Below are 25589 nucleotides of genomic sequence, written 5' to 3' on the forward strand. Positions count from 1 at the left end.
TTTTTTACCAGCTTATTAAATTATTTTCGATATCAAATCCTGAAGCTTCTACTTTTCCAGTTTCGGTAAATCCGTGTTTTCCGTTTTCATTTTTGGAAACGGTTAACTCATTTCTCAGGATATGTGTGAGTTCAAGATTATTTCCTAAAATATAATCTGAATTAATCGCAAAATTGATTCCTTGTTCGCCAAAAGGTACACTTGGATAATAAATTCCATCTACTTTACCCTCGGAATGAGCAAGAGCCACGTTGCAATAGGCTGTTGTTATAATATATGTTTTTCGGTCATTTTTTGCAGATTTCCTGAACTTCTCGAAAAGAAATCTATAAAATAAGATTGTAGCTTCTCTTATTTCAGGGTCACTTTGTTCAATGAAAGTTTCCATAGCTGCTCCGTGTTCTTTGTCGAACTCCGAAATTCTATGGTCTTTATCGGGTGTCGTTACTATAATTCCGATTAAGGGTTTCTTTAATTGCCAACGCCCAATTGTAACGTAAACTTTATCGCCAAAATCTTTTGTATCAGACCAATACTCGACTAACTCAGCAAATGAAGTAGGTCTATTTTCTGAACAGTAGAATTTAGACTGAAAAGGTCTATTACATCTCGCAAAATCTTTGACAAATTTATTTGGTGTTATTGAGATGTCGGATATTAATGGAAATAAATCATCGTCTTCGTGGGTGCGTGTTCTGAAAAATACTGATTTGGCAGGAATTTCATATTGTAAAACTGGAAGCCTTCCTATGGTTAAATAGGCTAAAACCGCTTTTTCGTAAGCGTACTCATTTTCTGGATTTATCGCTTCCAATAAAGTAATAGCTTTTTTTACATTTTCAACAGTCATATTCTTTTAGTTCTATGTACTCAATTCTTTATCCAAATTACTCGTAAATAGGCCTTGAACCAATTTACCATTTCTCAAATATTCAAAGAAATCATCATAATTCTCAGGACTTAGGAAATGAAAATTATAGCGTTGATTCACATTATTTTCTTCAAGTTGTTTATTTAATTCCTGAAAATGAATGGTCGCCCATTTAAATTTTGCTTTATTTAAATCAGAATAGTCTTGGTCATCTTTAATCTCGACAACGGTAATATATTCTATTTCCGTATCTGAGGTTTTAACAAAAAAGTCTGGATTGAATTTGCCCTGTTTTGTATGGTTTCCTGATTTACTTGATAGCGAATACTCAATAGTATAGAAGCTTTGATTAGTTGATTTTAGCCAAGCATCCAAGGCTTTGGAATTTTCATTCCTAACCAATTTTTCAGCAAATTTTCTTTCAGGTGTTGCGTTAAGGAACGCTAAATCTACCGGTGTTTTAAAATCATAACTATTTGCCTGCAAAGTAGCATTACGAGGAAAAGTTCCATCATCAATTACTTCCTGCAAAAAGTTTAAGACGTCTGTGTCTTTAACTTCTTCATTGTAATTATTTGAATACATAACCGTAGAATTATGGCGTAAATTCCCTATTGACAATGTTTCCTTTATTCTTTCTTTAGTTGAGATAACAAAGGGCTTTTGCGCTATTCTGACTAATTCAAGCGATTTATTTTTTCGTCTTAGAAGCGTATTGAATGAAGAAAAAATATTTCGTTTATTCTTTTCGTTCAATTCATCTCCTTCCAGACCAACCTTATCCATAGAACGCCTTATCAGCTTTGTAATCTCTTCTTTGGGCGGAAGGTTGTTTTTTGTGTATTGACCTTCTTGTAATTTAAGTGTAACACCTTCCCATTCTCTCGTCTGAAACTCGTGATAGATTTTATCAACGATTTCCTTAATTGGTGTCATTCTATTTTTAATCTTGTACTCTACACTCTTATAATCACTCGCAAGGTTGGTATATGTTGTTTCCTGACTTACTTGGTCTACCGAAGATTCTAAGTTTATGATACCTTTATAATTAAACTCTTTCTCTTTACTGTTGTTTTCTACCGCTTTTTCAATTTTGTTGTAATCTATATTGTAAAGTTCAAAATGAAATTTACTCCTATCGCCATCGATTAAGTTAGAACTCTCCAATCGCATTTCTAACTCCAGTACTTCATCTACCAATCCTTTAATTTTTGAGCCCCAAGATGAATGGTTAAATATTGTAACTTCTGCATTATTTATATATTCAGGCGGCACTCTTAGTCCTCTACCTAAAACCTGAGAAATCAATAATTTTGAATTAAAAGCTCTTTCTTCCATAGGGACTATTTGGAATACATTCTTAACATCCCATCCCTCTGTAAGCATAGAAACGGACACAATCCATTCTACAGTAGAGTCTTGTTCATCTACTTCCTCTAAACGAATTACATTATGCTTATGTACCTTATCTGAAGTTACCGTCATAACCAATTTATCCCGAACCTCTTGTTCTTCCAAACCTTCTTCCAGCATTAAAAATTCAACCAATCGTGTTTCAAGTCTTTTGGCATTTGTAATATTGTTTGTTACCAGAATTGTTAATGGTTTTACATTTTTGTAAGTAACTTTATTATTGCTATGGTTCTGATATATTTTCTGAAATCTTTGGTCTTCGTTTATGCTATCATCCTCTGAAACATAATTAATCTTCTTAACAAATTTTTCATCAACAGCTTCTCGTAAAGAGTATCTGTAAATAACGTCATTGAAGTAATCATTCCCTATATATGCTGTACCTGTAAAACCAAGCATATATTTAAAATTATAACCATCGTCCAATAAAAATTTCTTCCATATTTTTAACCCTCTTGCTTCTGTAGTATTACCTGAAATCTTATTATAAATGTGATGGGTTTCATCATTCAAAACTACCGTGTCAAAACCTCTTTTGAAACCAAAACTATCTTCAATTGATGAACCTGTCCTTTCGTAAACAGCGTGGACATTTTCAATACAAATGGCACCTTCATCCACGGTAACACTTCCATCAACTATACTCGGATTTCTAATAATTGCAGATGGCGGAATTGTTTCTTTTAGAATTGGGTCAGAAACCAAGGCTAAAAACTTTTTATGCAGTTCTTTTTCAATTGTCGTTGATGGACACAAGACGAGTACTCTTTTGACCAAGCCTAAACCTAATAAGATTTGTGCTATGCCATACATTACGTAACTTTTTCCCGTTCCTGTAGCAAGGTCTATTGTCGCAGATAACTTTGAAGGTAACTGTAGCTTACGGTGGTAATCTGCAAGCTCAGGATATCTCTCCCGTAATTGAGGATTTTGATAATGATTTTTAGAAACCAAGTCTTGAATATTAGTATACTCTTTGGATGCCAAGTAAATGACTGAACTTCTTATGGCTTTCTTTTGGTATTCCCTTGTTCCACAAAGTGCATCCAAAAACCTATCCCAATAAGGAAGTGGTAGCTCGCTTTGATTATAAAATTGATTTACTTTTAATATTAAATCTTTTGTGTCGTATCGCTTTTTTTCCTGAATCATCCCTTCGTATTTTTATTGGTAAAGACCTCGCGGAATTCATTGCCATAAATGTCGATATATACTGCACTTACTTTAGAGCCACAATCTTCAATGGAAACATTAGCTTTACCATCCTCACTAACAATATCAGCAGCAAAAAATACATCGGACATTAAAAACTCATTGCCGTTATAGTTTTTATCTACAACAACCATTGCCAAGGCTTCCAGACCAGGAATATCTTCCAAGGTATCTTCATCAGGGTAGTAGGCTTTAAAAGCCTTTATTGTGATTACACCATCATCAAACGAGGACTTAACTTCTGGTTGTCTTATAAAGTGAAAACCAACTGCATTTTCAAGTGAATTTACGTTGCTGGAACTGGTAGGCTGTCTGAATTTTTTAAATTTCTCCTTATGCAATTCTTGAATAATTTGATATGGTACTTTCAAAAAGTAATAGCGCACATTCCCTATCTCATAGTAATCATCAATAAATTGAACAGAATTTGCTGGCGCTATAATATAGATACGGTCGCCAACTTTTTTGCCAATATTTTTGTGAAGAATTTCTAAATAATCTTCATCAACTGCTGCATCCTTATGCTCCCAATATTTCCAAATCAATACGTCATACCCATCCTTACGTTCTCCTTGAAATTCAATACCTGCAATTTTTTTTGGTTTTGGGGTTACTTCAAAGAGATTTAGTACGAAGTCTTGATATTCTTTATGTTGTAATGAAAATAGTTTTTCTATATCGTAAAAACCCGTATTAATCGTGTGAAATGATGTTGACTTCTTGCCAAAATCTTTAGTTTTATTTTTTAGAGATTTTGAGTTTTGAATTGTCAATATTCTTTTTTGAATCGTGTAAAAAGCAAATTTACCAATATCACAAGTAATCCATTTTCTACCTAATTTTTCAGCAACTGAGGCTACGGTTCCGCTACCTCCAAAAAAATCCAAAACTAAATCATCCTTATTGGTTGACAACCGTATAATTCTTTCGATTAGTTCTTCAGGCTTTTGTGTGGGATAACTAACTCGCTCTTTGGACTGTGAATTGATGGGATTTACTGTATCCCATAATGACTGTAACGGAATTCCTTTTAATTCCTCTAAATACTTTTTAACCCGGATTCCTCCCTTGTTCGTAAAGTGCAAACGATTCTCAGAATCAAGTCTTTCCATTGTTGATAATGGACATCTCCAATATCCTTTTATGCCTTTGTATTCATAGGTATAACCTGAACCCTTTAACCCCTTAGCTGTTACAGGACCATCAGTCCATAAACGACCATCTTCATCTTGATTACGAAAGCGTTTCAAATGTTTTTCTGAATAATACTCATAAAGCTGATTCCATATATATTTTTCAGAATTTGTATAGTAGAAAATAAATTCACAGTTTATTCCTAACTTTCCGCTATCGCTGTGAGCACTTGTTCTTTTCCAAACTATTTCATTACGAAAATTACCTTCTCCAAAAATCTCATCTAATATGGTTTTGATATAGTGAGATTTTTTTTGGTCAAGATGAATATAAATACTTCCATCACGAGCCAAAATTTCTTTGGCAATAATTAATCTTCTTCGTATAAACTCTACAAATTCAGCATCTTTAGCCTTGTCTGTATATGCTTTTTGACCTTGTGACCCTGAAAAATCAGATTCTGTCGCAAATGGTGGGTCTATGTAAATTAATTTAACCTTTCCCTTAACCTTGTCTTTTATAAGTGGGTCTTCATTTTTGTAAATGGTTTTGAGAAATTGAAGGTTGTCGCCAAATACAATCATATTTTTCCAACCGTCAGGATAAGACTCACGGTCGCCGTTATACGTTCTTTCAATTTGTAAAGGTGCGGCAGTTACTCCATCTTCGTCTGCAAGAATATCTTCTTTACGCATTTTTCCAGCATAAACGAGTTCATATTCCTTTTGAATAGTGGGGAAAAGCTTGTACTTGAAGTCCTCGGGTAGTTGCTCGCCCTTTTGTAATTTTTCTATTAAATAGTCCTTTTCTCTTTGGCTTAATTCTGTCATTTGGTGGTAAAAATAAGTGTTAAAGATATTGGTATAATTTCACGTTGCAAAAAAAGGGTTAAGATAATTTTAAGATTATCATTTATTAACCGTTTAGCCCAATGAATTAAGGTGTTTAACGTTATTTAAATATAGACCGTGCTTCCTCATAAACCCGCTCAAAATTAGCTCCCAAATCAGCTTTAGAAAACTGTTTAGTCTCATTAGGAAGTTCCCTTTGAATGTCGGCTAATTTAAACTGCACCTTTTTATCCCTACCATCTGCATAAGTGATAAACTCGCCCTGTTTCAACCTGAAAAATACGTCCGCCCGAATCTTTGGGATTTCCTTTTCGCCCGTAGTAATGCGAGTATCAAAATCGAGGTTATGTCCTCGACTTATGCTCTTGGTTGGGTCTTTAATGATTTCAAAAAAGCGTTCGTAATATTTTGCGGTGTCCGGGTCATTTACCTTTCCGAAAAATTGATAGGATAGATTACTAAGAATCGCCTTGCTTGCCTTATCGCCATACATCATATCATTCTGAATTTTATCCTGCATCACATAAATCGTAGAAATATTATAGCTTCTCAATGTTGCAGGAATTCGATGCATATTCAATAAACGAATGGTTGGTGCTTCTTCCATAAGCAAGAATGATGGTTTTGAATTACGCACGCTCATTTGCTTTGTAATAGTGTGTATAATTGTAGCGATTACTGGTGAATACGAAGTTTCGAATTTTGGGTTGTTCACAATCGAAATTACGCAGGGATTTTCAGCACTATTTATATTTAGCGGTACTTCATCTGCGGACAAAGCCATAAAAATCCGTTGTGTACTAATTCTTTTCAGCGCATTTGCCAATGTGCTTTTTACACCAGCGGTCTGCCTTTCAGAATCCTTGCCACTTATAAAGGCATCTGCCATTGCTCGTGATGTGGTGTTGGTTTCCAGAAACTGAATCAAACTTTTAGTATCGAGAAATTGATAAACCGCAATTAAATGTGGCAACGTACAAAACTTGGGATAGTCCGTTTTCAGTTTCCAAATCAAACCACCAATCAACCCTTCTGCAGCATCGTTGAAGAATTTTGTCGTGCCAGTTGTTCCGCTTTCTCTTTGCTCTAATAGATTCTCAATCAACACCCTTGACACCTCGTTTACGCTTTCCTCATTCTCTAAATACCGTGGCGCAATAGGATTTACCTTATGAATGATTTTATCGAAGGAAATGACCTTAAAAGGGATGTCGCTATCCTTGAAAAGCGGATATGCCATTTCGGTCAATTCAAAATCTTTATAATCGTGAATAATTCCGCAGAAACCTTCTTTTTCAAAATGCTTTAGAAATCCATAAACCACGCTTTCGGTTTTACCACTTCCGGCAGAACCAATGATGGATGCACCACGTTTGATATTATCCAATCTGAAATTTCCTTTAGTAGTTGCAAAGTTTACTTGGTATCTGCTGTCGCCATTTTTCGGGCTTTCGGTTTTATGTAGAAAAACATACAGTCCTATATTAATTAGCATTAGCGGACAAACCAAATAAAGTAATATAAATATCAATTCATTTCCTTCAGACAAATAGAACACGAGAACTGAAAGCGATATGCTATTCAACACAAACGCATATTTTGATACTCGAAACATTCCATAGAAAACGGTATTGGCCAAACCAATAATTGAAAGTATCGTTATAAGATTGTCTATCTGCATATCTATTAGATTCCGATGGAACTTGATTTGATGGCCACTTCTGCGCCACGTCTCAATCGCTTAAAAACTCGAAGCGCTATTTGTGCCTGACTTACTGGAATACTCGGCACTATGGGCAATCCTGATTTACTTATCATTTTAAAAGCCAATGCTTTTTCATTGGCTGGCAATTTCATCAATGCTGAAAAATATAGGTTTGGGTTCTTTACAAAGGTCTTTTTAGCTTTGTAGGTCTCTGCGTAATTGCGCTTATATCCAAATGTCTTATCAAATGTTTTTTCCGCTTTCGCGAAAAATGTATCTCTATCAAAACCACGCTTCACTTTTTTTCCGTGCATCTCTACTTCGGATGCTTTGTGCTTACTTCCTGGGGAAAGGCTTATAGAATTTGAAGCATCCTTTCGGCTAACGATAATATGAATGTGACTTTGGTTTCCTGCTTTCGGCATTCCCTGAACTATCCGTTTTCCGTTTTGTTGATGTGGCGCTTGGCGTTCCAGTTTGGCAATTTCCTTTTCCATTTTCTTAATATTCCCTTCAGCTCGTCCTTCTTGAATATTTCGGATATCCGTTTTGAGCTGAAGTATTTTTGTGGCGAAAGGTTGGTTTTCTTTTATCTGAAAGTCCGTACCCTTGAAGGTTCTTTGATGTTCAATTTTAGCGTAATATTTTATGTCGTCTATTGATATAGGTCGTCCATTGATTTCCCGATTGAAGCTGGCAACATAATCTTTCATTAGCTCACGAGTGTAGGTTTTTAAATCTTCACGACTGTTCTGTAATCTGTTCAATTCATACTTGGAAGGACTGACCGTTATGGAATAAAATTTAGGTTCTTTCTTTTTCAATTTTGCGGTGTTTCCATCAATTTCCTTTACCACTTCTTCTGCGGAAATCTCGTCGCCATATTGATTGAAAAAATGTTCCATATCTGCTTCCTTTATCCCTTCATTTTCTTTCTCTAAATAGCCTACAAAATCGGCTGAACTTTGTGAGTAATTTGTTCCTAATTTCTGTGGTGTGATTGTGATATACATAGTTCAAAAATTAGAGTTCGTTCTTTAAGTTTCGCTTTTCGCGAAAGCGCACTTCTTTCTTTTCTTCCGCATATTTCTTTTCCACAATCAGCGGTTTTTTTTCTGGCTCTTCTGTTTCAAAAAGTGATTGAATCATAGCCACCGTAGGTTTGGTTTGTGTCTTTTCCACATCTCGCATTATGGCAATAACCGCATTGATTCTTTTGAGCAATTTAGCTTCGATGGTTCGCCCCGTTGGACCTAATTTTTCTTTTGGCGAAATTTCATTATAGAAGAAAAAATCTAGCATTGTAGCCATCGCCTCGGTGTGCGATTTGAAGTAAGTACGTGAGAACGTTTGGAAACGTTTTGCAGTTTCCTTTTTAAATCTAATTCCAATAAATGAGTCCATATTTCGCCGATTTGTCGCAAAATCATCCCTAAAAATGGGCGTTAACAGCCCGTTTGTCGCAAATCGTTAACTGTCAGGAAATTATAATATATTCAATTCGCTGATTATCAGCTATTTGAAAACGAAAAGGAATCCGAAACATCGCGCAGCGTGTTACCCTCTTGCTATTCCTTTTCGTCCCGCTCGCGGGACAAAAATCCATACAATCTGGCTAAAAAGCCAATTGCCATTTTCAGGGAAAATGATTTTCCGATATGTTATTTTTCGATGTGTAAGATTATCGGCGAAAGTCGAAAAGTGGATAACCCTACTTTAATTTGAATGCTGAATTTCAGCGATATAAAGATACGCTTTTTTTTGACTTGATATTAATTGCAGACAAAAACACCTCTAAAATTTTAGAGGTGTTCGATGCTCTATTTTAATGGTGCTACATATTGAAAATAAAATTATAAGTGTATAAGTTTTTAATCATTTCTTCGTCAATCAAGTTTTCATAATCTGCACCAGTTTCTTCCACATATTTTTTTATGGAATCCCCATAAAGATGTGTTACGTGTTCTCTCGAAACCTGTAAAAGTTCCTCTTGTTTTTCCTCGCTCAAATCTTGAAATTTTATGTAAATCATAGCTTCAAAATTTTAATATTCGCTTGGTAACATCAGCGTATCATTTACAAAAAATAAACGCAGTTCATCGAGCGGAAAATCGGTTGCCCGATATCCGTGTTTTTCCAAAATATTGTCGTTGCCATCGCTGTAAATTATCTCTGCTTCATAGCCTGTAAAATCCTGTTTATCTTCGGGCAATCTTTTGAAGTCTATGGTTATAAATTCGCTTCGGTTCATCAGACTTTTTGCAATTACGGAAGTGTCCGTAATGAGCCAAAAACAATCTGCCGCATTAGCAAGATATTTTAGTCCGTCCGTAAAACGTGTTCTTAATAATGGGATTTGATAGAACATTTCCGTTCCGTGAAAATGTTGCAATCCTTCTTTGATTTCGTTAACTTGTGCTTTCATTGTTTTGCTTTTTTAAATTAGTGAATAATGAAAAAGAGGGCGCAACTTCTCACGGGAACGCCCTCTTTATTTTAAGATTTACTTGTCGTCTTTGCTTCCAAGTAAAAGAATTTCATCGGCTACAACTTCCGTAACATAGCGTTGTTCGTTATCATCATTTGTATAACTTCGGGTTTTAAGTTTTCCCGATATTCCAACTTCTTTGCCTTTAACAACATACTTCTCTACAATTTCGGCAGTTTTGCCCCAAGCTACTACGGTATGCCAATTCGTGTCCGTTTGCTTGTTGCCTTCTTTGTCCTTGTAATACTCATTTGTTGCTAATGAAAAACGGGCTACTTTCTTTCCGCTTTCAAGGTTCGTAATGGTTGGCTCTTGTCCAACGTTTCCGATTAACTGTACGTGATTTTTAATAGTACTCATAATAAAAAGATTTGTGTCTGCTTTGTTACAGACTGGTTTATATTTCCCTTATTTGATTTAAACTGAATTAAATTTTAAGGGGTGTTTGTTCTTTTCTTCTGTGCGCCGCACAATGGATAGAGTGGGTTTTGTCAAGACTTTTAGGGAATAAATCAGGTGTGTTTGCGACGTAGTAAAATGCTCGCATTTTCAAGGAAGTAGAAACCTTATTTTTCACTAAAACTTGTATAGTCTTTACAAGTTCCATAAGGGCATTAGCAATTCTTTTAAACGCAGTTGCGTTTGAGCGTACCGACAGTTAAGCGAGATAAGCAGCTGTGGTTAAATTAGAATTGGTTATGTCGTGCCTGTTTTTCGCTGTACCGAAAAACAATAAAGGCTTTATCCATTATAAACCCCTTAAAATGTGTAAGGCAGCGGTTCGGTTTTTAAGGATTTTCGAGTAAGGGCTCAAGAAGACCGCGCCGAAAATCCTGTTAAAAAAACCGAAGTGATGACTTTCCGATGAAAAGCGGACTTGATTCACAATTTTGGCAAAGGAATGAAGTGTTCCTTACTAGTCCCGATAGCTATCGGGACGGGAAGGGTTAACGGAATGGAAAGCTAAAATTGGGGATTGTGTCCAAGATATTTGTAGTGAAGCTCTTTTCCCGAAATGTAGCTTTTCGGGAAATGCAGGGGAATGTGCTGAATGGCTTATGAAACTCGCATTAAATAAAAGGGTAATAGTACTTTTGTGAATAGTTAGCTCACTCTTCAAAAAGTACTTTTTGATTTTTAGAATAAACATTATTTAAAAGTATTTGGTAGTAAAGGGGATGCTTCTCTCTGTAGTAAGCTAAATGACACTCTGCACTTTCAATAGTATAATTTTCACTACTTAATTGGTAATGTTCTTCGGCTTCTTTTAATGAAATGTTGGATTTTAAAGCTGTACTTTTCATAATGTTAAAATTTTTGGGTTAAACAATATTGAGCAGAAACCAAACGGAAGCTAAAATTCTTGGCTCAAAAGGAAACGGAATAAATAAGCGAGGGAAGAAGCTATGGCTTTATGCCGTAGTCTTTTGATGGAAGTATTTTACGAGTTTACCTTGCGTGTATATTGTATGATAATTGATTTCCTTTTTTAAGCGGACTTGATTCACTATTTTGGCTAGGGAATGAAGTGTTCCTTCCCAGCATAGCGGGAAGGGTTAACGAAATGGAAAGCTAAAATTGGGGATTGTGTCCAAGACTTGCGTAGTGAAGCTCTTTTCTTGGAATGTAGCATTCCGCGAAATGTAGGGAAATGTGCTGAGTGGGTTATTAAAACTGATATCTATCTTAAAGTGAATGGGGTGTATTTGTTGCTTGATTAAGCACTTAATCTTTGGTAAAGCACGAAGCCATATTTTTAATTTCCTTTTTAACTTTCTTATCGTCAAAATACAAATTAAAAATATGGCTACTTTGCAAATACTCCAAAGCTTTTATTTAAGGACTATTTGCCCTCTTTTTTATATACATTGCTCTGTGTTTGTTCTTTTTCACTCGTTTAGTTCGGTGAATGCAGACCGATTTTATTTCCTTCCGAATCAAGAAATAGACCGTAATAACCACTTTCATCTGCGTGAAGTGATTTCGGAACAATTATTTCGCCACCATTTTTCTCAACTTTATCAAGAATAATTTGAAGATTATCTCCACCATTTAAGTATATAGTTACACCATCAGATGAAGGTTTATAGCCTTCTGCTTTAATGATAACTCCTGTAACCATTTGTTCTTCATAAGGGAATATCCCCATTTCCATTTCGGGCATTTCTATCTTCTCAATGTTAATGTCTAAAATTGCTTGATAAAAATTTACTGCTCTTGAAACATCCGTTGCTGGAATTTCAAAGATTGAAATATGACTTTTCATTTCTTTTGTTTTTTGATTAATATTAGATTCAACCGGGATAGTTTCGGTTTTAGATTTGTTTTGGTTGTTACAGGCTGTAATGCTAAAGGAAAGAATTATGGCTGTACAAAGAATGGATTTTTTCATTTCGTCCTGTTTGATTTGACAAGACAAATTTAGATTTCGTGCAAATACAAAAATTGTAAAAATGCGACACGCTGACTATTTGTAGAAGAGGGTAGAGAGTGCCATATTTTCATTGCCTAAAAATTCCTTCGGATTAATTCCGGTAAACTCTTTAAAGTCTTTTATAAAATGCGCTTGGTCGAAGTATTCACTTTCGTAAGCAATGTCGGTTAGGTTTTCTGACTTTTTATTAAGAAGCATTTTTAGTGCATTTTGCAGTCGGATTACTTTACCCAACTGTTTTGGGCTAACACCAATTTGTTTTTTGAAATTTCGTTCAAGTTGTCTCCGTTTTGATAAATCTTCTTTAAGGATTTTGCTTATCGAAGCACTTCCATTTGTTGCTAAAAGAGCATCAATTGTTGTTTTTACGATATTATTAATTGTAGTTTTTTCATTCAACTTGTCTAAAAAAAAATTTTCAATAATTTCTATTCGTTCACTAGTATTAGTTGCCTCAATTATTTTTCGCTCCAAGTCACTAGCAGTTTTTTCTCCGAACAACAATTCTATTGTCGTTTCCTTGTTTGCCAAGTTATTAATGGGCATTGTTACAAAATTTGCAAAACCATAAGGGTAAAAACGAATTGCAAAAGTATTCACATATCCTGTAGGTTCTATATAAAAGGGTTCAATTGTCTGTCCGAGAACCATTGCACGAGGTTGTAGTATAAATTCATCTTTCGAAGTGTATCGTTTAATGTCGTCTCCAAGTATAAACGCCATTTCAATTGTGCCATCAGGAATGATTCGTTGTTTTTGTACATCAGGTTCAGCAGGAACTTCTAAAGTCCAATAGCAACTGACAAGAGATTCTAAATCCGGATGTGGTTGGAATGTTTGATAGTTCATTGAATAATTGATATTTTGTTAAATGACGCACAACTCATTTTTGTGGTCAATAAATATAATGTTATTCGTATTATTAGATAGGATTAATTAATTCTTATAAAAATTTCTATTTGAACATTACTGATTAATTTACGTATTTGAATAGGAACTGAAATGTTATTTAGCAGTCTCGAAGTTTCGTGACGGGAAGGGTTAACACTATGGAAAGCTAAAATTAGGGATTGTGTCCAAGATTATTATAGGGAAGCGCTTTTTCCGGAATGAAGCTTTTCGCGAAATGTAGGGGAATGTGCTGAACGGTATTGCTTTTAAACATAAGTAGCAAGCACAAAAAAATCCAGTTTAAGGTACTGGATGAACCTTTTGGCTTTAGGCCATTTCATAAATTTCATCAAACAATTTCTTGTCCAATCTTTCTTGTTGGCCAAAGCTTTTCTTCAGCGTGTTGTGTAAAACTGCATTGAAGGCATTGTAACCTAACCACAAATTAGGTTCCTCGTTTAGCAACAATGCTTCATAATTCAGGATTTCCAGGACTTCACGAGATTTTTTCGAAGGGTCGCTGTTCTTGTCGCTGCATTCATATCTAAAGAGTTTCGTTTTATCAAGAATGGCTTTTACAAATTCCTGTGTATCGATGATTTTAAATTCTTTCATCTTGTCGAATTTCTTGGTTATCGTATAGAATTCATTGTCCAGAAACTTGTCGAACAGGTTGTTTAGTCTTGGCATAATAAGGTGTGTATTGTTCTTACTATGCTTGATGGAAAACTCAATTTCGGCTTGTGAAACGTGCAAACCATTGGAACATACTTCTCTATAAAATCCGAAGTGTCCAGAAGTCTTTTCACTACCGTCATACGAGTTTTTGAACCGTAGCATTGGCAGTATCACGTCCTTATCGTTCTTGACGGTAAACTGACTTATATCGTCTATGATAAAGTCGGTAATGAACGACCTATCATTTTTGTTGATGGTGCGCTTGTGAAAGTTCAGTTGTGCATCTGTCAGCATTTCTTCAGCTTTCTTGAAGAACAATTGGTTTGGAATGTGTCCATAACTGTTAGATACCACATTGACGATTTTACCATTTGAAATGATGGCATTTTCAAGCCCTCGTCGGGATTCTATCTGTGTCAGAGTTTTTAAGGATTTCATTTCTGATGAAACAAAGATTTCATCCTGTTGCAAATTTTGTAAATACATAGCTTTTGAATTTAGATTAAACAATATTTGAGCTTAACCCAAACGGAAGCTAAAATCTCAGCTCAAAAGGAAACGGAATAAATAAGTAAGGGAAGAAGCGGTGGCTTTATGCCGTAGTCTTTTGATGGGTGTATTTTACGAGTTTACCTTTGCGTTACTATTGATTGATTATTCTCTCTATTCCTTGACCATTTTAACCAAGTGTCTATTATAAAAAAAAAAGAAGGACCAGCACGAATGCCAATCCTTCTTCAAACAACAAAAGCTACTCTTTCAATCCTTGAATTTGCTTTTCAAGAACTGTTATTCGCTCTTTCAAACGTTCTTCACGCTTGTTTCTTTTTTCGGCATATTCTTTTTCGATGCCGTCAATCTTGGACTTGTAATAACCTTGCATCGCATTGTAGAATGAAATGTTAGTCAGATTATTAACGTGATTGCTTTCGCCAAAATGCACTTGCTTCGTTAGTATATACCGTATCAACTTATGAAAGATTTCCTTTTTAAACTTCTTTTTGAAACTCTCAACAATTTCTTCATCTGTCATCTTGGATGTATTGCCCAATAAATTTGAAAAGAATCTTTGTCGTCCAACATAATCTACATTGTTTTCATACAACGTCAATGAGAATGCTACCATTTCATCCACCGAAAGTGTTTTCTTCGTATCAATGTATTTGGTGTCTCTAATCATTTCAACAACTTCTTCAAACTGCTTGTTGTTCTCTATTTGCTTCTTGCGTATTTCCCTTTCGTTGATTTTAATTATCTGTTCTTCAGGGGAACAATCTGCCATTTTTCTGTTTTCCAAAGGTGCTGAATACGATGTCGATTCATTTTTGGACTGTTCAACAATCTTTATAAAGACTTCTTTGTGTCTGTATGTTTCAGGATGGAACACAATACCTTTTACAAATTCATTTTCTTTAGCGGAATTGTATTTTTCCAATTCTTCTTCGTATTGCTGTAAGGCTTCATCCAGCTCAGCTTTAAATTCATCTTCGGAATAATCGTAATGTTGGTATTCTTTCTTGATGTCCTCAATTGTTGGCTTTATCGGATTTTCTATGATTTCAACATCATCCAGCAAATAGACTTTCAAACCGTTCTTTTCCAATTGTGAAATAATCAGCTGATTGTTTTCCTCGTCTGCCCAATACTGTCGTATTTCAGGAATTAACAGTATGTTCTCTTGTTTCGATTTTTCAATCAAATTCAAGAACGACTTGCTTTTCTTCGTTTCATAACAAGCTGATTTTGTACAAACCATTTTGCCATCGCCGAAAAGATTACCTTGATTTGCCGCGTTAAACGGACATTCAATACAAGAGCCTACTTTTGGCACCAATTTCTTATCATTTACATCAAAAGATGCTTTTTCCAAATCATAGGTCTGGTCTTTAATCATCCTGTTCACCTGATGGGCACTAAAATCTTCGCCCATCGTTTCCAACATCATCTGCTGTTCTTCTGGTTCAAAAAGTGCAACACCCACACCTAACGAAATCGTCATTTCGCCATTACGAACAAAATGCTTAAAACCTTCAATTAAACCAGCCAGCTTTAATCGTTGTCTGATAAAGTTATCTGTTCTTCCCAATCGCTTTGCAATTTCTGTAGGCGCATATTTTTCGCTTAAGTAAGCAATCGCCTCAGCTTCTTCGGTAGGTTCAACATCCTGCCTTTGCAGATTTTCGATGATTTGAATTTCAAGAACATCGTTGTTCTTATATTCCCTGACAATACACGGAATAGTTTTCTTGTCGGCCATCTTACTTGCTCGATACCTACGTTCGCCCATCACGATGATAAATTCGTTTCCAGATTTTCGGACTGTAATAGGCTGTAGAACACCGTGCTTTTTGACGCTTTCGGAAAGCTGTTGCAGATGTGCTTCATTAAAAGTCTTTCTGGGTTGCATCGGGTCGGGAATGACCTTTGCAGTTGATAGGTTCTCAATCTGAAGCCCAATCGCTTTTTGTGTCAATTTTTCTTTGACTTCTTTCTTGGCGGTGGTAATTTTTTTACCGCTCTTTCTTGTGGTACTCGCTTTTGTTGTCATAATACTCAAATTTTAGATTAAACAATATTTGAGCAGAAACCAAACGGAAGATAAAATCTTGGCTCAAAAGGAAACGGAATAAATAAGCGATGGAAGAGACGTTGGCTTTATGCCGTAGTCTTTTGATGGAAGTATTTTACGAGTTTAAATTGCGGTCATATTGTATGATAATAAACCCCCTTAGTTAAATTTTTATTTTCAATTCATTGGTAATATATTAGTTTAATATTTATTGGTAATAAATGTTGTTAATTGAAAAGAATTATTATTTTTGCATCAGACGAATCAAATTGAACTACAACTCACGAGAATTAGTTCACAAATCGTCAACATAGATAAAAATATTTGGCAGAAGTGCCACAGCGACAGGGCTCGCCAAGCAAGGTTCGAGTCCCGTCCAGACCGCTATCCCGAATCATCGGGAGCAAAATTAAAGCTTCAAGAAATTGAGGCTTTTTTTAAGCAAAGTTCCCAAGGACTTGGGACTAAAGATGTTGTGTTGTTCTAGGATAAATCCTAGAGTAGTTGTAAGATTCCCAATCAAATTGGGAGCTTACCGATGAAAGGCTTTCCTTTTTTCTGTTCCGATAGCTATCGGAAGAAGATTGGGATGCTTTTTTGTTTTAGGACGTTTTGGTTTACTTATACGAACCATCTTTTATTAATTTCTGATTGATCCCGCTTACCTCAATTAACTAAGAAATTTAAAAGTACTTCGTCGGATCTAAACCCTAAGTTATCAACAAGTTATAAACATAAATTATGCGTTTAGTCGAACAATGAGAGCGTTTAATCGGTAAAACATTAGGAAATCACAAAATTACGCTTATATTTGTAATCCTTAATAAGTTTTTAAAGCGCTTATAAAGGAAAATTTAAATCCATTTTACTAATAGACATTCACGTGTCTAGAAAACATCCCTCGTTTTTATTTTAGTATAATTTTAGGTTTCCCCTAAAATAGTTAATAATCCATTCCCTTCCCTCAACGTAGCGCATTGCGCTGCAAATTTTAAAGTTAACTAATTTTAACCCTAATTTAATACTTATGAAAACCCTGAAAATTACTTTTGCTCTTGTAGCTGTTATGTTATTAACTGTATCTGGTGTACAATCTGAGACTGTTTCTAACAAAACCGAATCGACTCACAAAGAGAATTCCACTCATATTAATCTATTAGCACATAATAAGGATAAGTTGAAAGCTCCTTCGAATGGCTAATACTCATAATTTAAAATAATACCAAAGCCTTTACATTCATTTGTAAGGGCTTTTTATAGTTGATAAAGTTAATAGGCTTAAAAAAGGATATTTTACTTTAAATTTGAAGTAATAACTTATTACAAATACTTTGAGGTCAAATTTCATTAAATTTTCTTTGCTATTTATAGTTACTTTCTGTGGTTACACTCAATCTTTAACAGAAAAAAAACTCTTAGATAGTATTCAAAATCTTTTTCATTCTGCAGATAATGAAGATATATCAAATATAAAAACATTTAAACTCTTAAAGCAAGCAAATGAAATTGCCAAGAAGCTAAAAAATGATTCTATTATTCTACTGACTCAAAAAAAGATTCGTAATTATTATTATAAAGAGAGAGATTTCGATAAATATATTGACGCTAACCATAAAATCATATCTCTTGCAGAAAGGTTAAGTGATTCAAGTTCTTTAGCACATGCTTACAATGCTCTTGGATACTCTTATTTTTTAACAGAAAAAAAGGATAGTTCTTACCATTTTTATCTAAAAGCAGTTGTCATCTTTGATAAAATAAATGCGGAAGTTGATCTTTCTTATGCTTTAGGCAGCTTGTCAAAATTGCAATTAGATGGAAAGGATTATTACGGTTCTGGAGAGAATGCAATTAAAGCTCTAAAATTATTAAACGGTGTTGAAGAGACAAATGATATTTTAGATCAAAAATGGATTCTTTACAATACATTATCAAGTATTTCAGACGCTTTAAATGATAATAGTCAGGCTTTAGCCTATCACGATCAAGCTCTTGCTGTGGCAGGTCGTATGGAAAATGATTTCAATAATGGTATATACACCTTGAATAATATAGGTTATTTGAAGCGTAAACAGGGATTATATAAGGAAGCTAAAGAAATTTTTACTGATATTTTAAATGAAAAAAATCTATTTGAGGATGATCCTACTTTTTTCGCCTTAATTTTAGAAAATTTAGCATATACCAATTACCTCTCTGGGTCTTATGATCGAGAAAAAACAATTGATATGTTCGAAAGGTCTTATGAAATAGCTGACAGCTTAGATGATGAAATTACGAAAACTGGAGCAGCCATAAGCATGGCTAAATTTTATAAAGGAATAGATGACAAAAAAAATGCATTTAGATTTTCAAAGAAGGCGTATGATCTTTCAAAAAGAATAAAGAAGACCGATATTTTATTAGAATCTATGGTTTTGATGTCGGATCTAACTGAGGGCAATGAATCAAAACAATATTTAAATGAGCATATTAAGCTAACAGATAGTTTGCTTAATGAAGAAAGAAGTGTAAGAAATAAGTACGCCAGAATAGAATACGAAACCGACCAATTAGAAGCCGAAAACAAGCAAATCTCCAAAGAAAACTTATACTTATTAATATTATCCATAGGTTTACTTTTAACCGCAATATTGGTTTATGTGGTAATATCCCAACGGTCAAAAAACAGGAAATTAAAGCTTATGCAGGTTCAGCAAAAGGCAAATGAAGATATCTATAATCTCATGCTGCGTCAACAAGATAAGGTAGATGAAGCCAGAGCAAAGGAAAAAATAAGGGTGTCCAAAGAATTACACGATGGGGTGTTGGGCCCGCTTTTTGGTGCCAGATTAAGCTTGGATAGTATTAATTTTAATGAGGGAAAAGAAGCCATGATGGCCAGAGCAAAATACATCGGTCAGTTGCAATCCATTGAACAGGATATCCGAAAAATTTCACATGATTTAAGCGTAGATTTTGAATCAGGATCTAGCTTTATCGATATCGTAACTGAGCTTATTGAAACGCAAACAAAAGCATACAATTTAGAGCACGAGTTTAATTCTACGGATGCTATAAGTTGGGATTTGGTATCTAACAAAACCAAAATCAATATTTATAGAATCATTCAAGAATCAATGCAGAATATCTATAAACACGCAAATGCAAAAGCTATAGAAATTAGCATTTCGTTAGAAAATGATTTAATTTGCTTGGATATTATAGATGATGGCGATGGCTTTGATACCACTAAAAGCAAAAAAGGGATTGGCTTGAAAAACATGACATCCCGTGTAGAAGATATTGACGGAAAAATTAGTTTTATATCACAACCAGGCAATGGAACACAAGTGAATGTTAAGATTCCCATCCCTAATTAAACAAATCTAAATGGACCACATTAAAATCCTAATGGTAGACGATCACCCAATCATTATTGAGGGCTATCAAAATGTGCTATTAGCTACGAAACAAGACTATCAAACCTTACATATTGAAACAGCTCATAATTGTGATGAAGCCGTTGCCATGATAGAACAAGCTTCAAAAAAGTATCCCTATCATGTTTGTTTTTTTGATATAAGTTTACCTGCTTCCGAAGATGGGAAGTATGCTTCTGGTGAAGATTTGGCTTTATTGGCAAAAAAGTTAATGCCTAGGACTAAGATTGTCATTTTGACGATGTTCAACGAAACTTTTCGGATTCATAACATTATTAAAGAAATTGATCCGCAAGGATTCCTCATAAAAAGTGATTTAACGTCCATGGAGTTGGCAGATGGATTTCAGCAAATATTAAAATCGCCACCTTACTACAGTACTACGGTAAATAATTATTTGAAGAAAACGATTTCTAGCGATATTTATGTGGATGATATCAATCGGAAGATTTTACATTTGTTATCTCAAGGCGTTAAAACAAAAAGTTTAAATGAATATATCGACATTTCTACAAGTGCCATAGAAAAACGCAAAAAGCAACTCAAGATTTTATTTTCTGTTCATGATGGAAAGGATGAAACCTTGTTAAAAGAAGCCAAGGACAAAGGTTATTTGTAAAATAGTAAAAAAAAAGTGCTTTTTTTGAGGTAAAAATAATGCGCTTAGATACTATTAAATAAGAAAACTACGGTTTTTCCACAGCAAGTTTACGGTTTTTCCGCAGCAAAAAGTAAAAACACTAACGTACCTTTACACCATCAGCAAGAATTAATTAATCCCTTATTAAGTTTGTTGAATTAATAGCAAGAAAAATAACCTAGTTGTATCATATATGACTAGGTTTTTTCTTGACCCAAATACTTTAGTACCAAGTCGTATTGTGTTCCGATAATTTCACAATAAAAAAGCCTAAATACACAATTGCCACCATAAACTTCATAAACGTTGACGCTATAAATCCGAGAAATGAGCCAAAAGCAGCTTTCAATGCTTTATCCATATCGTTTCTGTGCATCATTTCCCCAATTAGTGCGCCTAGAAAAGGGCCAATTATAATTCCAAAAGGAATAGGAGAGAGCAGTCCTATAATTAAACCAAGCGTTGTCCCAATCATTCCAGCTCTGCTGCCACCAAAACGTTTTGTGCCAATAGCAGGAATAATATAGTCTAGCACATAAATAAAAATGGCGAATAGTAACGAAACGATTAAAAAAGTCTGACTCAATTCTACACCTTCTGTAAAATGAAGCACTAAAAGACCAGCCCAACTGGTCAGCGGGCCAGGCAAAACAGGTAGAAAACTACCTACTATACCTAGGATCATTAAAAGTAGTGCTACAAGCACCAAAAAAATTTCCATGTTTATCAATTCAATTTAATGATGAGACGTAATTAAGAGGTCAAAGTTACATTTTTAAAACTAAAAAATTAGTTTAAACTAAAAATTTAGTTATATTTGAATACTGAATACTGAATACTGAATACTGAATACTGAATACTGAATATTTAACTATGAAACAATTAACTAAAGCAGAAGAGGAAATTATGCAAGCTTTATGGCAGCTTAAAAAAGCAAACGTTAAAACCATTATCGATTTGTTACCGAAGCCGAAACCAGCATATAATACCGTTTCTACAATCGTTAGGATTTTAGAAAGTAAAGGCTTTGTGGATTATGAAAAGCAAGGTAAAGCGCATCTGTACTATCCATTAGTTGCTAAAGAATCTTACAGTAACCAATCCATTAATAAACTGGTGGATAATTATTTTCAAGGGTCTTTTAAAAGTATGGTGTCATTTTTTGTTCAGAAGAATGATGTGGATGTGAAGGACATAGAAACCTTACTAAATGAAATTAACAAACCTGACACTAAGCCAGATAAAAACAAGTAATTATGTTGTATTCTATTCTTCAAATTATTGCCTTTCAGGCGTTGTTCTTATTGGTTTACGATTTATTTCTTAAACGCGAAACCTTTTTTAATTATAATAGAGCCTATTTAATTATCACATCGATATTGTCATTGGCTTTACCTTTCGTGAAGTTTTCTGAGCTAAAAACAATGGCGACGAAAGATATGGTTATTCGTTTACCAGAAGTTTTTATTGGACCAAAAACACTAACGCTTTACGATATTCAAATTGCAGAACAAGCTGGTATTGTTATAGAGCAACCGCAAACACCAATTTGGCAAATCATTGCGCTTGTCGGCATGCTGATAGCATCAATAATATTTCTAATTAAAATCATCAAAATATATTGGATAAAACATGAAAACCCGAAACGTTGGCAAGGCAATGTACTTATCGTACAATTGATGAAAAGTACTGCAGCCTTTTCGTTTTTCAATACCATTTTTTTAGGCGAACACATTTCAGAAACGGAAAAACCGACGATTTATGAGCATGAGTTGGTACACATTCAAGAATATCACACTCTAGATTTATTGTATTTTGAAGTATTCAGAATAGTTTTTTGGTTTAATCCATTGGTCTATATCTACCAAAATAGAATAAAGGAACTTCATGAATATATAGCGGACGCCAAAGCAGTAAAACAAAGTGGAAAATCAGATTATTATAAAAGCTTACTCAATCAAATAATGGATGTTAATCAAGTCTCATTTACCAATACATTTTTTAAAAAATCATTAATCAAAAAACGAATCGCTATGTTACAGAAATCAAAATCCAAGCAGCTTAATCTCTTAAAATATACCTTGTTGATTCCTATTGTTTTTGGGATATTGATTTATACGTCCACAGAGGTTAGAGCTCAAGAAAAATCTGAAGTTCATCAAGAAGTTGACCAAGAATTAACTGAAGAGCAAATGATTAAGAAATACTATGATGAATTAGTGAAAATGGATAAGGATGGGGCTAGTTTTAATCAAATCATGGAATATGGTGGTTTAACTGAAGAGAATTCTTATAAATATATCGTGTCCAAAGAAACCTTTTTAAAATCGAAAGCACTTTTGAATTATTTTTCAAATAAAGGAATTCAAAGAAATTCTGAAAATGGTAATTTGACTCAAAATAATATTTACCGTTCAGAAAAACTCACAGAAGCAGGACTTAAAACCTATTCAGATTATAGAGAATGGAGAAAAACAAAAGAGGCTAAAGATTTATGGGAAGCTACTGCTAGAGATGGGGAAATTAAATTATACATAGAAGATTTTTTGAATAAAACCAATGAAGAGCAAAATCGCTATGACTCAGCCTTAAAACAAATAGAGACAGATGAAAATTTTGATAAATTGATAGTAGCGAGTGCCAATACCTTTATGGTTCTAACTGATGTTAAAAACGAGAATTCTAATTCAATAATTTCAGAAGTAGAACAAAATATAGAAGTTCCATTTTCAGCAGTAGAAGAAGTACCAACCTTGCCAGAATGCAAAGATTTACCAACCAATGCCGAACGAAAAAACTGTATGAATATGTTTGTTAATAAACATATTGGCAAAAACTTTAATACCAATATTGCCGACAATTTAAGTCCAGGAAGAAAGCGAGTATTTGTACAGTTCAAAATAGATAAAGAGGGTAAAATTATTGATATTGGTGCTAGAGGTCCAAGTGAAGCATTAGAGATAGAGGCAAAACGTGTCGTTGCAACTCTACCTCAATTTATTCCAGGTAAGCAAAAAGGGAAAATTGTTGTAGTGCCTTTCTCTATTCCTATAGTTTTTGAAGTGAAAGACAATTCTAGTGATACTAAAAACAATAGAATTACAACGGATAGTGATGAAAAATCAGTTGAATTTTCACCAAGTGAATACGTGAATTCAGAATGGGATAATGAGATAGAGTCATGGAACACAGTAAAAGTCGCACCAATTCATCCAGATTGTAATGGGGTTTCGTCAGTTTTAGAACAAAAAGAGTGTACTACAAACGCCATCAATAAACATGTTGGTAAAAACTTCAATACCAATTTAGGTAATTCTTTAGGACTAACTGCTGGACAAAAACGAATTTTTGCTCGCCTCGTAATAGGGATAGATGGTACCGTAACTGATGTACAAGCGAGAGCTCCACATCCAAAACTAGAAGAGGAAGCCATTAGGGTCATAAAATTATTACCAAAATTTACACCAGGAACACATGATGGTAAACCTATAGGCGTTGATTATTTTTTACCCATAGTGTTTCAAACTACAGAACCTAAAAAAGATTAATTGTTGTTGCGTATGAAATTAGCATTCTGGCTTTCAGTTTTTGTATTTACACTTGGATTAAACGCACAAAGTTTAAAGGAAAAAGCAGACAATCTTTATGCTAATGGTAATTATTCCAAAGCTATTGAAACCTATAAGTCGCTTGAAAATTTAGAGGAGGTTTATGATGATATAGCTAAAGCTTATATAGCCATTGGTAACTATGGCGAAGGCATACTAAATTATGAAAAAGCCATAAAATTCAATGAGGATAATCTTTTGTTACAATATGAATTTGCCAAACTTTTAACCAAAACTAAAAAGTATAACAAAGCCAATCAATTATTTTCAAATCTAATTTTGCTGGACAGTTTAAACCCTAATTATTATTATGAGTTGGGCGTTGTTTTAGAAAAGCAGAAAGACACTTTAGCATTAGATCAGTTTAAGAAAACCTATGGCCTAGATGCGACACACCAAAAAGCAATTTTTAAGTTGGCGAAGTATCATTTAATGAAACGGGACTTTCTTTCATCCCATGGTTTTGTTGATAGAGGCTTAGAAAGTTACGAGAACAATATAGAACTGATCAGTTTAAAAGCACAAGCGTATTATCATCAAGAATATTATACCCATGCCGTAGTTTGGTTTAATAAATTATTGGATTTAGGAGAGAAATCCGAATTCATCCATGAAAAATTAAGTCTAAGTTATGCCCAAAATTCAGATTACGAAGATGCTATTTACCACAGAAAACAAGCATTGAGATTTAACCCAAATGATGCCAATGCCATTTATACTATCGGAATCTATTACCAACGCCTCAATGATTTTGAAAAAGCTGAGGAGTATGTTTCAAGAGCATTAAAGCTTAAAGACCAATCCCTTTCAGAGGAATATCAACAACTAGGCGTAATTTTCAATCGCCAAAAGAAATATGATAAAGCCATCGAAGCGTTTCAGAAATCTTTAAAAGAAGATCCATCAAATATGATGTCTGAATTTTTTATATTGAGAACAAAAGATGAATTTTATGCTGATTTGGATAGCAAAATAATGTTGTACGAACAGTTTGTGACCAAGAATAAAAAAAGCGCCTTCATTGCATATGCAGAAAAACGACTCAAAGAATTAAAGCAAGAAAAATTTTTGGAAGAAAAGTAAATTTTTTTTCTTGTTTTTATCCCAATAGCTATCGGGACTAAAAGCGAAGCCGTCTTATATCTATTTTCTCTAAAATATTCGTACTTTTCGCTATCAGAAATTTAGTAATGAATCGAATCGTTTTTCTTTTAATCTTCTTTCTAATAACTTCCTGTAATTATTTTGATAAGAAAAAAGTATATCCTGAAGATTTATTGGAGGAAGAACTGCAAACTTTTAATTGGAATGAAGTGGATACTTATCCAACATTCAGTAGTTGTGATACTTTAACCGCAAAAGAAGAATCGAAAGCCTGTTTTCAAAACACCTTAATTACTAGTGTAAATCAGTTTTTGGAAGCTCAGAATATCGTAGTTTCTAATGATGTTAACGATACCATTAGACTAAAAATTAAAATCAATAATTACGGTGCCTTAGCCATAGAATCTATAAAAATACAACCAGAAACTATTGAAGAAATTCCGGAAATTGACAGTCTATTACGTCAGAGTTTAAAAAGTATTCCTAAAATATATCCTGCCATAAAACGAGGGCAACAAGTCACAACGGCTTTCGAATTGCCTGTTATTGTGAGAATCAATTAGATCAAA

At 34.2% G+C, this 25589-nt stretch carries 21 protein-coding genes; 6 read left to right on the forward strand and 15 right to left on the reverse strand.

Going from position 1 to position 25589, the window contains the following annotated elements; genetic code table 11:
* Positions 1-4 precede the first annotated feature (4 nt).
* From HM987_RS01100 to HM987_RS01165, 14 genes are all read right to left on the reverse strand, one after another.
* Positions 5-850: an RES domain-containing protein gene (locus HM987_RS01100; RefSeq protein WP_076547083.1), complete on the reverse strand. Its 846-nt coding sequence runs from the start codon at positions 848-850 to the stop codon at positions 5-7.
* 12 nt (positions 851-862) lie between these two features.
* Positions 863-3436, reverse strand: a complete 2574-nt coding sequence (locus tag HM987_RS01105) for a DEAD/DEAH box helicase (RefSeq protein WP_084181969.1) — start codon at positions 3434-3436, stop codon at positions 863-865.
* Complete coding sequence (locus HM987_RS01110) at positions 3433-5460, reverse strand: site-specific DNA-methyltransferase (protein ID WP_076547082.1); 2028 nt, start codon at positions 5458-5460, stop codon at positions 3433-3435. Before HM987_RS01110 ends, HM987_RS01105 begins: the two co-directional genes overlap by 4 nt.
* Positions 5461-5581: 121 nt before the next feature.
* Positions 5582-7162, reverse strand: coding sequence for a type IV secretory system conjugative DNA transfer family protein (locus tag HM987_RS01115; RefSeq protein WP_179004461.1), 1581 nt, complete (start codon positions 7160-7162; stop codon positions 5582-5584).
* Positions 7163-7167: 5 nt separating this feature from the next.
* Entirely contained in the window at positions 7168-8199 is a 1032-nt protein-coding gene (gene mobB / locus HM987_RS01120; RefSeq protein ID WP_076547080.1) for a MobB family relaxase, read from the reverse strand.
* A 10-nt stretch (positions 8200-8209) separates the two neighbouring features.
* Complete coding sequence (locus tag HM987_RS01125) at positions 8210-8590, reverse strand: BfmA/BtgA family mobilization protein (protein ID WP_076547079.1); 381 nt, start codon at positions 8588-8590, stop codon at positions 8210-8212.
* A 430-nt stretch (positions 8591-9020) separates the two neighbouring features.
* Entirely contained in the window at positions 9021-9218 is a 198-nt protein-coding gene (locus HM987_RS01130) for a hypothetical protein (protein WP_076547077.1), read from the reverse strand.
* A 12-nt stretch (positions 9219-9230) separates the two neighbouring features.
* Complete coding sequence (locus tag HM987_RS01135; protein ID WP_076547076.1) at positions 9231-9611, reverse strand: DUF6876 family protein; 381 nt, start codon at positions 9609-9611, stop codon at positions 9231-9233.
* Positions 9612-9689: 78 nt separating this feature from the next.
* Positions 9690-10034, reverse strand: coding sequence for a single-stranded DNA-binding protein (locus HM987_RS01140; RefSeq protein WP_026813265.1), 345 nt, complete (start codon positions 10032-10034; stop codon positions 9690-9692).
* 749 nt (positions 10035-10783) lie between these two features.
* Positions 10784-10978, reverse strand: coding sequence for a hypothetical protein (locus HM987_RS01145; protein ID WP_076547075.1), 195 nt, complete (start codon positions 10976-10978; stop codon positions 10784-10786).
* Positions 10979-11571: 593 nt separating this feature from the next.
* Positions 11572-12066 (reverse strand): VOC family protein, encoded by a 495-nt coding sequence (locus tag HM987_RS01150; RefSeq protein ID WP_076547074.1) that lies wholly within the window; start codon positions 12064-12066, stop codon positions 11572-11574.
* Positions 12067-12141: 75 nt separating this feature from the next.
* Positions 12142-12957, reverse strand: coding sequence for an AraC family transcriptional regulator (locus HM987_RS01155; protein ID WP_076547073.1), 816 nt, complete (start codon positions 12955-12957; stop codon positions 12142-12144).
* Between the two features lie 369 nt (positions 12958-13326).
* On the reverse strand, positions 13327-14163 hold the full coding sequence (locus tag HM987_RS01160; protein ID WP_076547953.1) for a DUF932 domain-containing protein: 837 nt from the start codon (positions 14161-14163) through the stop codon (positions 13327-13329).
* A 265-nt stretch (positions 14164-14428) separates the two neighbouring features.
* Positions 14429-16225 carry a ParB/RepB/Spo0J family partition protein gene (locus tag HM987_RS01165; protein WP_076547072.1) on the reverse strand — a complete coding sequence of 599 codons (1797 nt, stop codon included), beginning with the start codon at positions 16223-16225 and terminating at the stop codon, positions 14429-14431.
* Positions 16226-17604: 1379 nt separating this feature from the next.
* On the opposite strand from HM987_RS01165, the gene HM987_RS01170 reads away from it, so the two are divergent.
* Together HM987_RS01170 and HM987_RS01175 are read left to right on the forward strand one after the other, a co-directional pair.
* Complete coding sequence (locus HM987_RS01170; RefSeq protein ID WP_179004463.1) at positions 17605-19608, forward strand: tetratricopeptide repeat-containing sensor histidine kinase; 2004 nt, start codon at positions 17605-17607, stop codon at positions 19606-19608.
* Positions 19609-19618: 10 nt separating this feature from the next.
* Positions 19619-20287 (forward strand): response regulator, encoded by a 669-nt coding sequence (locus HM987_RS01175; RefSeq protein WP_179004465.1) that lies wholly within the window; start codon positions 19619-19621, stop codon positions 20285-20287.
* 244 nt (positions 20288-20531) lie between these two features.
* On the opposite strand, the gene HM987_RS01180 is transcribed toward HM987_RS01175, so the two are convergent.
* The gene (locus HM987_RS01180) at positions 20532-21029 is read right to left on the reverse strand and encodes a DUF456 domain-containing protein (protein WP_179004467.1); all 498 of its coding nucleotides are present in this window, start codon (positions 21027-21029) and stop codon (positions 20532-20534) included.
* 152 nt (positions 21030-21181) lie between these two features.
* Here HM987_RS01180 and HM987_RS01185 point away from each other — a divergent pair, with 152 nt between their 5' ends.
* The 4 genes from HM987_RS01185 (at position 21182) to HM987_RS01200 (ending at position 25583) form a co-directional block, all read left to right on the forward strand.
* On the forward strand, positions 21182-21562 hold the full coding sequence (locus tag HM987_RS01185; protein ID WP_179004469.1) for a BlaI/MecI/CopY family transcriptional regulator: 381 nt from the start codon (positions 21182-21184) through the stop codon (positions 21560-21562).
* Between the two features lie 2 nt (positions 21563-21564).
* Complete coding sequence (locus tag HM987_RS01190; RefSeq protein ID WP_179004471.1) at positions 21565-23856, forward strand: energy transducer TonB; 2292 nt, start codon at positions 21565-21567, stop codon at positions 23854-23856.
* A gap of 12 nt (positions 23857-23868) precedes the next feature.
* Complete coding sequence (locus HM987_RS01195) at positions 23869-24999, forward strand: tetratricopeptide repeat protein (RefSeq protein WP_179004473.1); 1131 nt, start codon at positions 23869-23871, stop codon at positions 24997-24999.
* Positions 25000-25106: 107 nt separating this feature from the next.
* Complete coding sequence (locus HM987_RS01200) at positions 25107-25583, forward strand: hypothetical protein (RefSeq protein WP_179004475.1); 477 nt, start codon at positions 25107-25109, stop codon at positions 25581-25583.
* Positions 25584-25589 lie beyond the last annotated feature (6 nt).

The sequence above is a fragment of the Winogradskyella forsetii genome (genome assembly GCF_013394595.1).
In the GTDB taxonomy this organism is placed as follows: Bacteria; Bacteroidota; Bacteroidia; order Flavobacteriales; family Flavobacteriaceae; genus Winogradskyella; species Winogradskyella forsetii.

What these genes read in the sequence shown, in the direction of transcription:
- HM987_RS01100 (WP_076547083.1), bottom strand. Translation starts at nt 850, where the DNA reads ATGACTGTTGAAAATGTAAAAAAAGCTATTACTTTATTGGAAGCGATA.
- HM987_RS01105 (WP_084181969.1), bottom strand. Translation starts at nt 3,436, where the DNA reads ATGATTCAGGAAAAAAAGCGATACGACACAAAAGATTTAATATTAAAA.
- HM987_RS01110 (WP_076547082.1), bottom strand. Translation starts at nt 5,460, where the DNA reads ATGACAGAATTAAGCCAAAGAGAAAAGGACTATTTAATAGAAAAATTA.
- HM987_RS01115 (WP_179004461.1), bottom strand. Translation starts at nt 7,162, where the DNA reads ATGCAGATAGACAATCTTATAACGATACTTTCAATTATTGGTTTGGCC.
- mobB (WP_076547080.1), bottom strand. Translation starts at nt 8,199, where the DNA reads ATGTATATCACAATCACACCACAGAAATTAGGAACAAATTACTCACAA.
- HM987_RS01125 (WP_076547079.1), bottom strand. Translation starts at nt 8,590, where the DNA reads ATGGACTCATTTATTGGAATTAGATTTAAAAAGGAAACTGCAAAACGT.
- HM987_RS01130 (WP_076547077.1), bottom strand. Translation starts at nt 9,218, where the DNA reads ATGATTTACATAAAATTTCAAGATTTGAGCGAGGAAAAACAAGAGGAA.
- HM987_RS01135 (WP_076547076.1), bottom strand. Translation starts at nt 9,611, where the DNA reads ATGAAAGCACAAGTTAACGAAATCAAAGAAGGATTGCAACATTTTCAC.
- HM987_RS01140 (WP_026813265.1), bottom strand. Translation starts at nt 10,034, where the DNA reads ATGAGTACTATTAAAAATCACGTACAGTTAATCGGAAACGTTGGACAA.
- HM987_RS01145 (WP_076547075.1), bottom strand. Translation starts at nt 10,978, where the DNA reads ATGAAAAGTACAGCTTTAAAATCCAACATTTCATTAAAAGAAGCCGAA.
- HM987_RS01150 (WP_076547074.1), bottom strand. Translation starts at nt 12,066, where the DNA reads ATGAAAAAATCCATTCTTTGTACAGCCATAATTCTTTCCTTTAGCATT.
- HM987_RS01155 (WP_076547073.1), bottom strand. Translation starts at nt 12,957, where the DNA reads ATGAACTATCAAACATTCCAACCACATCCGGATTTAGAATCTCTTGTC.
- HM987_RS01160 (WP_076547953.1), bottom strand. Translation starts at nt 14,163, where the DNA reads ATGTATTTACAAAATTTGCAACAGGATGAAATCTTTGTTTCATCAGAA.
- HM987_RS01165 (WP_076547072.1), bottom strand. Translation starts at nt 16,225, where the DNA reads ATGACAACAAAAGCGAGTACCACAAGAAAGAGCGGTAAAAAAATTACC.
- HM987_RS01175 (WP_179004465.1), top strand. Translation starts at nt 19,619, where the DNA reads ATGGACCACATTAAAATCCTAATGGTAGACGATCACCCAATCATTATT.
- HM987_RS01180 (WP_179004467.1), bottom strand. Translation starts at nt 21,029, where the DNA reads ATGGAAATTTTTTTGGTGCTTGTAGCACTACTTTTAATGATCCTAGGT.
- HM987_RS01185 (WP_179004469.1), top strand. Translation starts at nt 21,182, where the DNA reads ATGAAACAATTAACTAAAGCAGAAGAGGAAATTATGCAAGCTTTATGG.
- HM987_RS01190 (WP_179004471.1), top strand. Translation starts at nt 21,565, where the DNA reads ATGTTGTATTCTATTCTTCAAATTATTGCCTTTCAGGCGTTGTTCTTA.
- HM987_RS01195 (WP_179004473.1), top strand. Translation starts at nt 23,869, where the DNA reads ATGAAATTAGCATTCTGGCTTTCAGTTTTTGTATTTACACTTGGATTA.
- HM987_RS01200 (WP_179004475.1), top strand. Translation starts at nt 25,107, where the DNA reads ATGAATCGAATCGTTTTTCTTTTAATCTTCTTTCTAATAACTTCCTGT.